10 protein-coding genes and 6 tRNA genes are annotated in these 12,751 nt (G+C 40.0%); 8 read left to right on the plus strand and 8 right to left on the minus strand.

Going from position 1 to position 12,751, the window contains the following annotated elements:
* Positions 1 to 98: 98 nt before the first annotated feature.
* The 3 genes from L4F92_RS02050 (at position 99) to mreD (ending at position 2,760) form a co-directional block, all read left to right on the plus strand.
* Positions 99 to 1,145, plus strand: a complete 1,047-nt coding sequence (locus tag L4F92_RS02050; RefSeq protein WP_250351514.1) for a rod shape-determining protein — start codon at positions 99 to 101, stop codon at positions 1,143 to 1,145.
* Between the two features lie 80 nt (positions 1,146 to 1,225).
* The gene (gene mreC / locus L4F92_RS02055; protein WP_250364026.1) at positions 1,226 to 2,272 is read left to right on the plus strand and encodes a rod shape-determining protein MreC; all 1,047 of its coding nucleotides are present in this window, start codon (positions 1,226 to 1,228) and stop codon (positions 2,270 to 2,272) included.
* On the plus strand, positions 2,272 to 2,760 hold the full coding sequence (mreD, locus tag L4F92_RS02060) for a rod shape-determining protein MreD (protein WP_250351516.1): 489 nt from the start codon (positions 2,272 to 2,274) through the stop codon (positions 2,758 to 2,760). The genes mreC and mreD overlap by 1 nt, the downstream gene beginning before the upstream one ends.
* A gap of 140 nt (positions 2,761 to 2,900) precedes the next feature.
* Here the strand turns inward: mreD and L4F92_RS02065 are convergent.
* The 3 genes from L4F92_RS02065 to L4F92_RS02075 form a co-directional block, all read right to left on the minus strand.
* Positions 2,901 to 2,976, minus strand: a tRNA-Val gene (locus L4F92_RS02065).
* Positions 2,977 to 3,042: 66 nt separating this feature from the next.
* A tRNA-Val gene (locus L4F92_RS02070) sits at positions 3,043 to 3,118 on the minus strand.
* A 39-nt stretch (positions 3,119 to 3,157) separates the two neighbouring features.
* Positions 3,158 to 3,233, minus strand: a tRNA-Val gene (locus L4F92_RS02075).
* Positions 3,234 to 3,406: 173 nt separating this feature from the next.
* On the opposite strand from L4F92_RS02075, the gene gltX reads away from it, so the two are divergent.
* A complete protein-coding gene (gene gltX, locus L4F92_RS02080) occupies positions 3,407 to 4,849 on the plus strand; it encodes a glutamate--tRNA ligase (RefSeq protein WP_250364027.1) in 1,443 nt (480 codons plus the stop codon).
* A 78-nt stretch (positions 4,850 to 4,927) separates the two neighbouring features.
* Positions 4,928 to 5,003 (plus strand) — tRNA-Ala (locus L4F92_RS02085).
* A 74-nt stretch (positions 5,004 to 5,077) separates the two neighbouring features.
* Here L4F92_RS02085 and L4F92_RS02090 read toward each other — a convergent pair.
* Genes L4F92_RS02090 through L4F92_RS02100 form a run of 3 tightly spaced genes read right to left on the minus strand, consistent with a single transcriptional unit; the run spans position 5,078 to position 8,828 of the window.
* The gene (locus L4F92_RS02090) at positions 5,078 to 6,103 is read right to left on the minus strand and encodes an ABC transporter ATP-binding protein (RefSeq protein ID WP_250364028.1); all 1,026 of its coding nucleotides are present in this window, start codon (positions 6,101 to 6,103) and stop codon (positions 5,078 to 5,080) included.
* Positions 6,100 to 7,761 carry an ABC transporter permease gene (locus L4F92_RS02095; protein ID WP_250364029.1) on the minus strand — a complete coding sequence of 554 codons (1,662 nt, stop codon included), beginning with the start codon at positions 7,759 to 7,761 and terminating at the stop codon, positions 6,100 to 6,102. Before L4F92_RS02095 ends, L4F92_RS02090 begins: the two co-directional genes overlap by 4 nt.
* Positions 7,762 to 7,817: 56 nt before the next feature.
* Positions 7,818 to 8,828, minus strand: a complete 1,011-nt coding sequence (locus L4F92_RS02100) for a Fe(3+) ABC transporter substrate-binding protein (RefSeq protein ID WP_250351520.1) — start codon at positions 8,826 to 8,828, stop codon at positions 7,818 to 7,820.
* Between the two features lie 319 nt (positions 8,829 to 9,147).
* Here L4F92_RS02100 and L4F92_RS02105 point away from each other — a divergent pair, with 319 nt between their 5' ends.
* Both L4F92_RS02105 and groL read left to right on the plus strand, forming a co-directional pair.
* Positions 9,148 to 9,438, plus strand: a complete 291-nt coding sequence (locus tag L4F92_RS02105; protein ID WP_250351521.1) for a co-chaperone GroES — start codon at positions 9,148 to 9,150, stop codon at positions 9,436 to 9,438.
* A 72-nt stretch (positions 9,439 to 9,510) separates the two neighbouring features.
* The gene (gene groL, locus L4F92_RS02110; RefSeq protein WP_250364030.1) at positions 9,511 to 11,154 is read left to right on the plus strand and encodes a chaperonin GroEL; all 1,644 of its coding nucleotides are present in this window, start codon (positions 9,511 to 9,513) and stop codon (positions 11,152 to 11,154) included.
* Positions 11,155 to 11,432: 278 nt separating this feature from the next.
* Here groL and L4F92_RS02115 read toward each other — a convergent pair.
* Positions 11,433 to 11,509 (minus strand) — tRNA-Arg (locus tag L4F92_RS02115).
* 25 nt (positions 11,510 to 11,534) lie between these two features.
* Positions 11,535 to 11,611: transfer RNA gene (locus tag L4F92_RS02120), tRNA-Pro, on the minus strand.
* 167 nt (positions 11,612 to 11,778) lie between these two features.
* On the opposite strand from L4F92_RS02120, the gene folD reads away from it, so the two are divergent.
* On the plus strand, positions 11,779 to 12,639 hold the full coding sequence (gene folD / locus L4F92_RS02125) for a bifunctional methylenetetrahydrofolate dehydrogenase/methenyltetrahydrofolate cyclohydrolase FolD (protein WP_250364031.1): 861 nt from the start codon (positions 11,779 to 11,781) through the stop codon (positions 12,637 to 12,639).
* Positions 12,640 to 12,751: the final 112 nt, after the last annotated feature.

Raw genomic sequence — 12,751 nt, forward strand, 5'->3', positions numbered from 1 at the left:
ACTTCTATCATCAATGTTGATTTTTTGATACATTTAGCACAATTTTTCTCACACTTAAATGTGAGTGTTTTTTATACAGTGATTTTAACGGAATTCTTATGCTATTTAAAAAAATTCGTGGTTTATTCTCCAATGATCTTTCTATTGATTTAGGTACAGCCAACACGTTGATTTATGTGAAAGGGCAGGGCATTGTGCTAAACGAACCTTCTGTGGTTGCAATTCGTCAAGGGCGTGCAGGTTCAATGAAAAGTATTGCAGCGGTAGGAAAAGAAGCAAAATTAATGCTTGGGCGCACACCGAAAAGTATTTTAGCCATTCGTCCGATGAAAGATGGGGTTATCGCGGATTTCTCGGTAACCGAAAAAATGTTGCAGTATTTTATTAAGCAAGTACATAGCGGAAATTTTATGCGCCCAAGTCCACGGGTGTTAGTCTGCGTGCCTGCTGGTGCAACCCAAGTTGAACGCCGAGCGATTAAGGAATCTGCCTTAGGTGCGGGCGCACGCGAAGTGTATTTAATTGAAGAGCCTATGGCTGCTGCAATCGGCGCGAAATTGCCCGTTTCTACGGCAACGGGTTCAATGGTTATCGATATTGGTGGTGGTACCACAGAAGTTGCGGTGATTTCTTTAAACGGTATTGTGTATTCTTCTTCTGTGCGTATTGGTGGCGACCGTTTTGATGAAGCCATTATTGCTTATGTGCGTCGTACCTTTGGATCCATTATTGGTGAGCCGACAGCAGAGCGTATCAAAGAAGAAATTGGTACTGCTTATATTCAAGAAGACGATGAAATTAAAGAGCTAGAAGTTCACGGTCATAACCTTTCAGAAGGTGCGCCAAGAACCTTTACCTTAAACTCGCGTGATGTCTTAGAGGCAATTCAACAGCCATTAAATGGTATTGTTGCCGCAGTGCGTACCGCACTTGAAGAATGCCAACCAGAACACGCAGCTGATATCTTTGAACGTGGCATTGTGCTAACTGGTGGTGGTGCGTTATTACGCAATATTGATGTGTTATTATCAAAAGAAACGGGTGTACCAGTTATTGTGGCAGACGATCCACTTACCTGTGTCGCACGCGGTGGTGGTGAAGCATTAGATATGCACGGTGCTGATATTTTCAGTGACGACATTTAATTTCCAATGTTATAAATGTTTATAAAAGTGCGGTCAAAAAATGCCAAAAATTTGACCGCACTTCTTTCTGAGTGATATTAATGAAACCGATCTTTGGAAAAGCCCCCTATCTTGGCATCCGTTTAATTTTTGCCGTGATAGCTTCTATCGTGCTTATTTTATTTGATGGACAAACCAATACGATGATAAAGGCACGTAGCATAATGGAAACGGCGATTGGTAGCGTTTATTATCTTGCCAACACACCAAGAACGGTGCTAGACGGCGTGTCTTACAATCTTGTTGATACCAATAAATTACAAATCGAAAATAAAGTGCTAAGAGAACAACTTCGCGAAAAAAATGCCGATTTATTACTCTTGGATCAACTCAAAGTAGAAAATCAACGCTTACGTTTATTGCTAAATTCCCCATTACGCACAGATGAATACAAAAAAATTGCTGAGGTCTTAACTGCAGAAACAGATGTTTATCACCAGCAAGTGGTCATTAACCAAGGAGAAAATGATGGCGCTTATGTTGGGCAACCAGTTATTGATGAAAAAGGTGTCGTTGGGCAAATTATTTCTGTGGGAAGTCATACAAGCCGCGTGTTATTGCTCACTGATGTAACGCATTCTATTCCAGTACAAGTGCTACGTAATGATGTGCGCGTGATCGCAAGTGGTACGGGACACAGCGATGAACTTACTTTAGACAATGTGCCACGTTCAGTGGATATTGTGAAAGGTGATCTATTGGTTACTTCAGGATTAGGAGGACGTTTTCTTGAAGGATATCCTGTTGCGATTGTAGAAAATGTATCGCGCGATGGAAAAAATTATTTTGCCACGATCACCGCAAAGCCGCTTGCATCGCTCGAGCGCTTACGTTATGTCTTGCTTTTATGGCCGACTAATGAAGATATGCGTAAAGTCAATTCAAGTACACCAGAAGAAGTGCGTAAAGCCGTTCGCCAGCGTCTTGAAACACAGAAAAAGCAAGACATTCTACCGCCATTGATGACGACTGAAGAACCAGAAGAAAAACCATCAACGCCAACGCTAGAGGACATCCATACGGAACAAATGGAAATGCCTTCTGAACCTGTTGAGCCTGAATTGCAACATTATCGAGAGGAAGATTAATGCAAGGTCGTGCTTTTTTACAATTATTATTTATTGTATCCACCTTTTTAGTTGCAATGGTGTTAGAAATTGCGCCTTGGCCAAGCAGTTTACATCATTTCAAGCCTGCTTGGTTATTGCTCGTTTTAACTTATTGGATTTTAGCAATGCCTGCAAAAATTAGTGTAGGCACGGCATTTTGTATGGGGATTGCTTGGGATCTTGTACTTGGCTCAACCTTAGGTATTCACGCATTAGTGCTTTCTGTTTTTGCTTATTTATTAGCGGTGAATAGTATATTAATTCGTAACCTATCGTTATGGATGCAGGGGATATTTGTTATTTTCGCTGTTTTTAGCGTAAGAATAGGTATTTTTATTGTTGAATTATTCTTACATAGTGCGGATTTTAATTGGCAAGAGATCTTTGGTGCTATGACGAGCGGGGTATTATGGCCTTGGATATTCTTGTTATTACGAAAAGTAGCAAAGCAATTACATATTGAATAATATCATCAATAAATAAGAAATGATTTTTGTCTCTTTTGATATTGGGTAAACTTAATTGATAAACCAAATTAAAAGAGATTTTTTTATTTTTTAATGAAAATACTGTAGAGAAATAATAAATATTTTAGTTTTGAATAAAGTGGTGGGCGATACCGGTCTCGAACCAGTGACCCCCTCCTTGTAAGGGAGGTGCTCTCCCAACTGAGCTAATCGCCCGACAGAATGCTATTTCTAGCTATCGGATTTAACTTTGCAAAAGTTAAATGGGAACTTAAACTTGAGTGGTGGGCGATACCGGTCTCGAACCAGTGACCCCCTCCTTGTAAGGGAGGTGCTCTCCCAACTGAGCTAATCGCCCACGTGAGTTTAAGCATTACAACACAAGTCCTTAAAAAAGTGGTGGGCGATACCGGTCTCGAACCAGTGACCCCCTCCTTGTAAGGGAGGTGCTCTCCCAACTGAGCTAATCGCCCTTGTGTTGTGGGTTGGCATTATAAGTATTCTCAACATACAGTCAATACATTTTTAGTTATTTTTGTCTAAGTGTTGTAAAAATAGACATAAATTTTCTTTTTTTATCGTGAATTCGGATAACTCATAGTACAATACCGCCGATTTAATTTTTTCTATCGAACAAGGTTATAAAATGAAAGCTGAACCCTTATTTACTTTAGATCCCTCTGTGAAAGTTCGTACTCGCTTTGCTCCTAGCCCAACGGGTTATCTGCACGTTGGAGGAGCAAGAACGGCATTATATTCTTGGTTATTTGCAAAACATAACCAAGGTGAATTTGTATTACGCATTGAAGATACTGATTTAGAACGTTCTACACCTGAAGCAACACAAGCAATCTTAGAAGGAATGGAATGGTTAAATTTAGCTTGGGAGCATGGGCCATATTACCAAACAAAACGTTTTGATCGTTATAATCAAGTCATTGATCAAATGCTTGAGCAAGGTTTGGCTTATCGTTGTTATTGCTCTAAAGAACGTTTAGAACATTTACGCAATGAGCAAGAGAAAAATAAAGAAAAACCACGTTATGATGGGTATTGCTTACATCACGCACCTGAGAATCCCGATGCACCTCACGTTGTACGTTTCAAAAACCCACAAGAAGGTTCTGTCGTATTTGATGATGCGGTGCGCGGACGTATTGAAATTAACAATCGCGAACTTGATGATTTAATTATCCGCCGTACCGATGGTTCACCAACCTATAACTTCTGTGTTGTGATTGATGACTGGGATATGGGTATCACACACGTTGTGCGTGGTGAAGATCATATTAATAACACCCCACGTCAAATTAACATATTAAAAGCATTAGGCGCGCCAATTCCAACTTATGCACACGTTTCTATGATTTTAGGTGATGATGGACAAAAATTATCAAAACGCCACGGGGCAGTGAGTGTTATGCAATATCGTGATGAGGGTTTTTTACCGGAAGCCTTACTCAATTATTTGGTTCGTTTAGGTTGGGGGCATGGCGATCAAGAAATTTTCTCTGTAGAAGAAATGATCAAGCTGTTTGAATTAACTCAAGTGAGTAAATCTGCAAGTGCATTCAATACGGAAAAACTCTTGTGGCTAAATCATCACTATATTCGTGAATTACCGCCTGAATATGTTGCTAAACACCTTGCTTGGCATTATCAACAGCAAGGCATTGATACCAGCAATGGTCCTGCATTAAGTGATATTGTCGTTATGCTTGGTGAGCGTTGTAAAACATTGAAAGAAATGGCAAGTGCAAGCCGTTACTTCTTTGAAGAGTTTGATCATTTTGATGAAAGTGCGGTGAAAAAACACTTTAAATCTGGTGCGATTGATGCACTTGAAAAAGTAAAAGAAAAATTGACCGCACTTCCTCAATGGACAGCTGAACCAATTCACCAAGCCATTGAGCAAACAGCGGAAGTGTTGGGGGTAGGAATGGGTAAAGTGGGTATGCCATTACGTGTTGCCGTTACAGGAGCAGGACAATCCCCTTCAATGGATATCACCCTTGTGGGTATCGGTCGCGAACGTTCATTGGCACGTATTCAAAAAGCCATCGATTTTATTCAAGCACAAAACGCTTAATATTTAATCTAGCGAATGAATGCAACAAATTTAATATTGACAGCATTCATTCTGCTAATTATCATAGCTCAGCATTAAGGGGATATAGCTCAGTTGGGAGAGCGCTTGAATGGCATTCAAGAGGTCGTCGGTTCGATCCCGATTATCTCCACCAGATTTTAAAGCCTTGAAAGAAATTTCAAGGCTTTTGCTTTTTATACGCTAAATAATACTTCAATTTTCAATATATTATTTTTCAGCAAAGATGACGCCAGTTTCTTTCTCATAGAATACCTGAACCCGCCCCGTTAAGGGTAAAGATTGCTGGCTTGTAATGATCAATTGCACGCCAGAGATTTCTACGTGATATTTATAATAAGCCCCTAAAAAACGCTTCTGGCGGATAATGCCGTTGGCTTGTTTGAGATCATCCACTAAGCGTAATTGTAACTGTTCTGGACGGATCGCAAGATAACTCGGCTTTTGTTGTAATTGATGATTTGTACATAAATGCACGCCAAGTAGGGATTGGTAATGCTGTTCATCAATAGGCTGACAAGGCAAATAATTCATTTCGCCCAAGAAATTAGCCACAAAAGGACTGTTTGGTTGCTGGTAAAGTGTGCTGGGTGACCCAACTTGACAGATTTTTCCTTGGTTCATTAGCGCTAATTTATCAGCAAATAGAAATGCCTCTTCTTTGCTGTGTGTTACAAAAATGGCAGGAATATGCTGCTGTTTGAGAATAGTGCGAATTTCTTCGATCATTTGATGACGAACTTGGCTATCAATGTTAGAAAAAGGTTCGTCTAGTAATAACAGTTTTGGCTGACAAGCTAACGCACGAGCAATGGCGACACGCTGTTGTTGCCCGCCTGAAAGCTCGTGTGGATAGCGTTTTTCCAAACCTTGTAAATGCACAAGTGCGGTCATTTTTTGTAAGGTTTTTATTTGCTCATTTTTATTGCGTTGATGTAAGCCAAACAGAATATTTTCTGCTACGGTTAAGTGAGGGAAAAGTGCATAATCTTGAAAGATCAAGCCTATTTCTCGTTGATTTGCCTCAAGATAGCCAATATCTTTACCTTGCAAGCGAAGTGTGCCTGCGTTGAGTGGGATCAATCCTGCGATAGCTTTGAGTAAGGTCGTTTTTCCGCAACCGCTTGCGCCAAGTAAACAGACAATATCATCATTTTCAATAGATAAATTAAGATCTTGTAAAATAGGTTGATTGTTATAGCAACAAGTTAAATGAGTAATATCTAACATCTTCATTTATTCTGTTTTTTCCCTGATTGCAGTAAAGCGCGAGTTAAAATCAATACGGGAATTATCCCAACTAAAATCAGTATTAATGCAGGCAACGCGGCACGTTCAAGCTGTTCATCTGAAGTAAAGGTGAAAACGTGGGTGGCGAGCGTATCAAAATTAAACGGGCGCAATAATAAAGAGGCATTGAGTTCTTTCATACTTTCAATAAAAACCAGCAATAATGCGGTAAAAATGCCTTTATGCATAAGAGGTAAATGGATTTTTCGCCAGATTCCCCACGATTTATAGCCTAACATTCTGCCTGCCATTTCTAAAGAAGGGGGTATTTGGTTCAGGCTCGTTTCTAAACTGCCTAATGCCATTGCCGAAAAGCGAATGACATAAGCAGAGACAAGCGCGAAAAGTGAGCCTGAAAACACTAAACCAAGCATTGGTAAATCTAGCCATTTTAACCATTGATTAAGTTGATGATCGGCAAAGGTAAAAGGAATTAACAAGCCGATTGCAAGTACCGTACCGGGAATGGCATAGCCTAGTGCAGAAAAGCGTACTGCCAGTTTTGCCAACGGCACGGGGGTTAATCTTGCCCAAAAGTGCATTAATAACGCTAAACATACACAAATGATCATTGCCAGCCCAGAAACCAGTAAGCTGTTTTGACTATATTGCCAGAAATCAGCCGTCCACGCTTGCTCAAAATAGATGATAGACCAATAGCTGAGTTGAAAGAGCGGGATAAAAAAGGCAAGAATAATCAAGATGATGCTAAATAACAGTAATCCCCAACCTAATCCGTTGAGCTGTTGCGTTTGGAGCGGGCGTTGCCCTGTTCGTTGATAATAGCGTTGTTGGCGACGAGCGTAACGTTCAATACTGATAAATAGCACCAATAGCCCTAGCATAAAAAGCGAAATTTGCGCTGCCGCTTGTAAATCACCAAAGCCGAGCCAAGTATCATAAATGGCGGTGGTGAGTGAAGGAATCGCAAAGAATGCGACTGTACCAAAATCGCCTAAGGTTTCCATTGCAACTAAGGCACAACCCACCGCAATAGCAGGGCGGATTAAGGCAAAGGTAATTTTGTAAAACACCCGCCAGCGACTTGCCCCTAGCAATTTTGCGCTTTGTTGTAAATTATCACCTTGCTCCATTAACGCCATTCTTACCAATAAGAAAATATAAGGATATAAAGACAATGCCAAAATAAAACAAGCACCGCCTAGACTACGAATGGAAGGAAACCAATAATCTTGCTTGGTTTGCCAATCAAACCAAGTGCGTAAACTTTGTTGCACAATACCGGGATAGTCTAAAAAATCGGTATAAAGATAGGCTGATAAATACGCTGGAATGGCAAGTGGGAGGCAAAGCAACCACTGTAACAAGGTTTTACCAATAAAATGATAACGCGAAACCAAAAATGCACAAGGTAAGGCAAAGCATAAGCTTAAGGCTGTTGTCCCCACCACTAGGCTTAGGGAATTAACTAAATAGTCGGTAAACACTGTTTGCCATAAATGTTGTAAACTGTGCAGTGAACTGCCAAATGCCGAAGATAGCAGAGCGATAATTGGAAGCAAGAAAAACCCCAATACCCCTAACAATATGATAAGTGCGGTGCTTTTTGCGAAAAATTTTTTATGTTGTGTGAAATTATCCATAATCAAAATAAAACTAGCCTACCCTGTATGGGATAGGCTAGCCTAGATTAGGCCTATTATAGGTCAAATTTTACTTCATCGATTAATTTCAATGCGTTTTCATAGTTTTCTGCAATTTTCTCTAATGGTAAGTCATCTTGCTTAAATTCGCCCCAAGACTGTACCAATTTTGATTTTTCTACAGAAGGTTTTACTGGATATTCGTGATTTAGCTCTGCGTAGAGATGTTGTGCTTGATCACCGCTTAAATATTCGACTAATTTAACCGCATTTGCTTTATTTGGGGCATATTTTGCGACAACCACACCGCTGATATTCATATGTGTTCCCACGGTTTCTTGGTTTGGATAGTTAATATAAGCCGCTTCTGCCCAGCTTTTTTGTTTTTCATCTTCTAGCATTTTGCCGTAATAATAGCTATTGCCTAATGAATAATCGCACACGCCCTCTTTAATTGCTTTCACTTGATCGCGGTCACCGCCTTGTGGTTTTTGTGCCAAGTTTGCTTTTAATCCCGTTAAGAACGCTTTGGCTTTTTCTACGCCATCGTGGGCAATCAATGACGCAATTAACGAAACATTATAAGAATGTTTGCCAGAACGCACACACACTTTGCCTTTTAATTCAGGTTTGGCTAAATCATAATAAGTAAAGCTCGGTGGTAATTTGCCAACACGATCTTTTGAAGAATAGATCACTCTCGCACGGCTGGTTAAAGCAAACCATCTATCTTGACTATCACGGAAACGAGCAGGAATATTTTTCTCTAACGTTGTAGAATGAATCGGTTGTGCTAATCCGGCATTAACAATTTCCATAACACGACTAATATCCACTGTTAATAGCACATCAGCCGGGCTAAGCTCGCCTTCACGTTTCACACGCTCAACCAGCCCTTTATCAGCAAAAATAAAATTCACTTTTACGCCCGTTTCTTTTTCAAACTGCTTTAAAATAGGCTCAATTAAGTAAGGCTGACGATAAGAATAAACATTGACTTCATTGGCAGCCAACGCTGAGGTGGCAAATGTGGTGCATAATGCAATCGCTGATAATGTTTTTTTCATTTCACGTTCTCCGTGGTTAAAATAGATGGGTGTTTGAAATTTTCCTGCTTTTTAGACCGCACTCTTTCCAAACGAATTTTTCTTTGGTATGACAAAAAAACAGATTTCATATTCAAGTGATGTTGTTTCGCTAAAATTCCTTCTAGCTGTGCTTGATTTTACATAAAAAAATAATGAAGTAAATAAAAATTATTCTCATTTTCTTTGATTTGATGTTTACTCTTGGATAAAAAAATTTGATTACACTCTTGAAAGCGCAAAAAAACTCCCCCATATTTGCAATACTTTTTTTAAACATCAACTTAAAAAGGAAATAACAATGAATATTCGTCCATTACACGATCGTGTGATCATCAAACGTGAAGAAATTGAAACCTTATCTGCGGGCGGAATCGTATTAACCGGTTCTGCGGCAACAAAATCTACCCGTGCAAAAGTGCTTGCAGTGGGGAAAGGACGTATTTTAGAAAATGGCACAGTACTCCCTTTAGATGTCAAAGTGGGCGATACCATTATTTTTAATGATGGCTATGGCGTAAAAGCAGAAAAAATTGATGGCGAAGAAGTGTTAATCATTTCTGAAAGCGATATTTTAGCCATCGTTGAATAATCAAAATAAAAAAGTGCGGTGTTTTTTTTGCCGCATTTTTCTCTCAATTTATTATTAAGAAGGAATAAAAAAATGGCAGCAAAAGACGTTAAATTTGGTAATGATGCACGTGTAAAAATGCTTAACGGCGTAAACATTCTTGCAGATGCAGTGAAAGTAACGCTAGGGCCAAAAGGTCGTAATGTAATTTTAGATAAAGCCTTTGGTGCGCCAACGATCACAAAAGATGGTGTTTCTGTGGCTCGTGAAATCGAATTAGAAGATAAATTTGAAAATATGGGCGCACAAATGGTGAAAGAAGTGGCGTCTAAAGCGAATGACGCGGCAGGAGACGGTACCACAACCGCAACGGTCTTAGCCCAAGCGATCGTGAATGAAGGGTTAAAAGCCGTGGCTGCAGGAATGAACCCAATGGATTTAAAACGTGGTATTGATAAGGCGGTTAATGCAGTCGTTGCTGAATTAAAAGCCCTTTCTAAACCGTGCGAAAGCTCAAAAGAAATTGAGCAAGTTGGTACGATTTCTGCGAACTCAGATAATGTCGTAGGGAAATTAATTGCTGAAGCAATGGAAAAAGTGGGTAAAGAAGGCGTAATTACCGTTGAAGACGGCACGGGCTTAGAAGATGAGCTTGCTGTTGTGGAAGGAATGCAATTTGATCGCGGTTACCTTTCTCCATACTTTATCAATAAACCTGAAGCCGCAACGGTAGAATTTGATAACCCATTTATTCTTTTAGTGGATAAAAAAATCTCTAATATTCGTGAATTATTACCTGTATTAGAAGCGGTAGCAAAAGCTGGTAAGCCGTTACTTATCATTGCAGAAGATGTAGAAGGAGAAGCGCTTGCGACATTAGTGGTAAATACCATGCGTGGTATCGTGAAAGTTGCCGCAGTGAAAGCACCGGGCTTTGGTGATCGCCGTAAAGCAATGTTACAAGATATTGCCATTTTAACGGCAGGTACCGTAATTTCTGAAGAAATCGGTATGGAGTTAGAAAAAGCAACCTTAGAAGATTTAGGTCAAGCAAAACGTGTGGTGATCAATAAAGACAACACGACCATTATTGACGGTGTAGGTGAAGAAGCGCAAATTAAAGGACGCGTTGCACAAATTCGTCAGCAAATTGAAGAAAGTACTTCTGATTATGACAAAGAAAAATTACAAGAGCGCGTAGCGAAATTAGCTGGTGGCGTGGCAGTAATTAAAGTGGGTGCAGCAACCGAAGTTGAAATGAAAGAGAAAAAAGATCGCGTTGAAGATGCCTTACACGCAACCCGCGCAGCGGTAGAAGAAGGAATTGTTGCAGGTGGTGGTGTTGCTTTAATTCGTGCAGCAAGCAAAGTAGCCGCAAACTTAAAAGGTGATAATGAAGAGCAAAACGTCGGGATCAAACTAGCTTTACGTGCAATGGAAGCGCCATTACGCCAAATTGTTACCAATGCAGGTGAAGAAGCCTCTGTTGTGGCAAGTGCGGTGAAATCTGGCGAAGGAAACTTTGGTTATAATGCTGGTTCTGAGCAATATGGTGATATGCTTGAAATGGGTATCTTAGATCCAACTAAAGTAACACGTTCAGCACTTCAATTTGCCGCTTCTATCGCGGGATTAATGATTACCACTGAAGCGATGGTAACAGAGATTCCTAAAGAAGAAAAAGCTGACCTAGGCGCTGGAATGGGCGGTATGGGTGGAATGGGCGGTATGATGTAATTCCTCCCACATCCTTATTTTCAAAGAGCGGTGGAAATTTTTCTTATTTTTAAATTTCTACTGCAAAATCCCCATAGTTTTCGCTATGGGGATTTTTTGTAGTTAGACTAATAAGTTAGAGCGAAAATCATCAGTATAAAAAATCAGAAAATCAGTATGGATATATTTTATATGGAAAATGATATAGATTTCCTCTCGTTTTCATTAGGATGTATTTTTTATTAAATACTTGATAAGAAATAGGAATTAACAAGAATTTACAAGGGAGAATAATATAATGGCACGCCCTATTGGATTCGAACCAATGACCTACGGCTTAGAAGGCCGTTGCTCTATCCAGCTGAGCTAAGGGCGCATTTCAAATGGATATATAAAAGAAGTGGTCGGCGAGATAGGATTTGAACCTACGACCCACTGGTCCCAAACCAGTTGCGCTACCAAGCTGCGCTACTCGCCGACAAGATGGCGGTAATTATAAAATGCTTTTATTATCAGTCAATGAATTTTTTCTGTTTTTTGGTTTAATCGCTCAAAATTATCTCAATTAGGCTTACATTAGAAGGTTTTTTTTGAGAAAATAGCAAACGTTTACTTTCTCAGCATTTCATATTTAAGGAAAACGTAATGACGGCACAAATCATCTCTGGCACCGCACTCTCGAAAGAAATCAAAGCAGAAATAGCAGAAAAAATTCAGCAGCATCTTAAACAAAATAGACGCGCCCCGGGGTTGGCTGTTATTTTAGTTGGCACAGATCCAGCTTCACAAGTTTATGTTGAAAGTAAACGTAGAAGCTGTGAAGAAATTGGTATGTTTTCTAAGTCTTATGACTTGCCTGAAAGTACGTCCGAGCAAGCATTGCTTGCCCTGATCGATGAGTTAAATGCGGATCCGAACATTGATGGGATTCTCGTTCAATTGCCTTTGCCGGCTCATATTAATAGCACTTCTGTGATTGAGCGTATTTCACCAAATAAAGATGTGGATGGTTTTCACCCATATAATGTGGGGCGTTTATGTCAGCGTATTCCTACCTTACGCGCTTGTACGCCTTATGGCGTGATCAAGCTTTTAGAAACCACTGGCATTGATTTTTATGGTCAGCACGCCGTAATTGTAGGGGCTTCTAATATCGTAGGGCGTCCTATGGCATTAGAGCTATTACTCGCAGGCTGCACCGTTACGGTAACACATCGCTTTACGAAAGATTTGGCACATCACGTTAAGCAAGCGGATATTTTAGTGGTAGCGGTAGGAAAACCACAATTTATCCCCGGCGAATGGATTAAAGAAGGCGCTGTGGTGATTGATGTCGGGATTAACCGTGTCGATGGCAAACTTGCTGGTGACGTGGAATTTGATAAAGCAAAAGAAAGAGCGGGTTATATTACCCCAGTTCCCGGTGGTGTAGGGCCAATGACCGTTGCAATGTTAATGTATAATACGTTATCCGCTTATGAAAAACATTGGGCTGAGGGTAAATAAAAATAATAGAAAAAAACACCGAACTTTAAAAATATAACCCAATGCCGATTGAAAATAATCCTAAGCTCATTGCTATATCACCACTTTGAATATGCAGAATATTGGCATAGGT

Origin of the sequence: Avibacterium sp. 21-595, from assembly GCF_023611905.1 — a bacterium.
In the GTDB taxonomy this organism is placed as follows: domain Bacteria; phylum Pseudomonadota; class Gammaproteobacteria; order Enterobacterales; family Pasteurellaceae; genus Avibacterium.

Coding starts and splice junctions, on each gene's coding strand:
- mreC (WP_250364026.1), top strand. CDS start 1,226: ATGAAACCGATCTTTGGAAAAGCCCCCTATCTTGGCATCCGTTTAATT.
- L4F92_RS02100 (WP_250351520.1), bottom strand. CDS start 8,828: ATGAAAAAAACATTATCAGCGATTGCATTATGCACCACATTTGCCACC.
- mreD (WP_250351516.1), top strand. CDS start 2,272: ATGCAAGGTCGTGCTTTTTTACAATTATTATTTATTGTATCCACCTTT.
- L4F92_RS02050 (WP_250351514.1), top strand. CDS start 99: ATGCTATTTAAAAAAATTCGTGGTTTATTCTCCAATGATCTTTCTATT.
- gltX (WP_250364027.1), top strand. CDS start 3,407: ATGAAAGCTGAACCCTTATTTACTTTAGATCCCTCTGTGAAAGTTCGT.
- L4F92_RS02105 (WP_250351521.1), top strand. CDS start 9,148: ATGAATATTCGTCCATTACACGATCGTGTGATCATCAAACGTGAAGAA.
- L4F92_RS02095 (WP_250364029.1), bottom strand. CDS start 7,761: ATGGATAATTTCACACAACATAAAAAATTTTTCGCAAAAAGCACCGCA.
- L4F92_RS02090 (WP_250364028.1), bottom strand. CDS start 6,103: ATGAAGATGTTAGATATTACTCATTTAACTTGTTGCTATAACAATCAA.
- folD (WP_250364031.1), top strand. CDS start 11,779: ATGACGGCACAAATCATCTCTGGCACCGCACTCTCGAAAGAAATCAAA.
- groL (WP_250364030.1), top strand. CDS start 9,511: ATGGCAGCAAAAGACGTTAAATTTGGTAATGATGCACGTGTAAAAATG.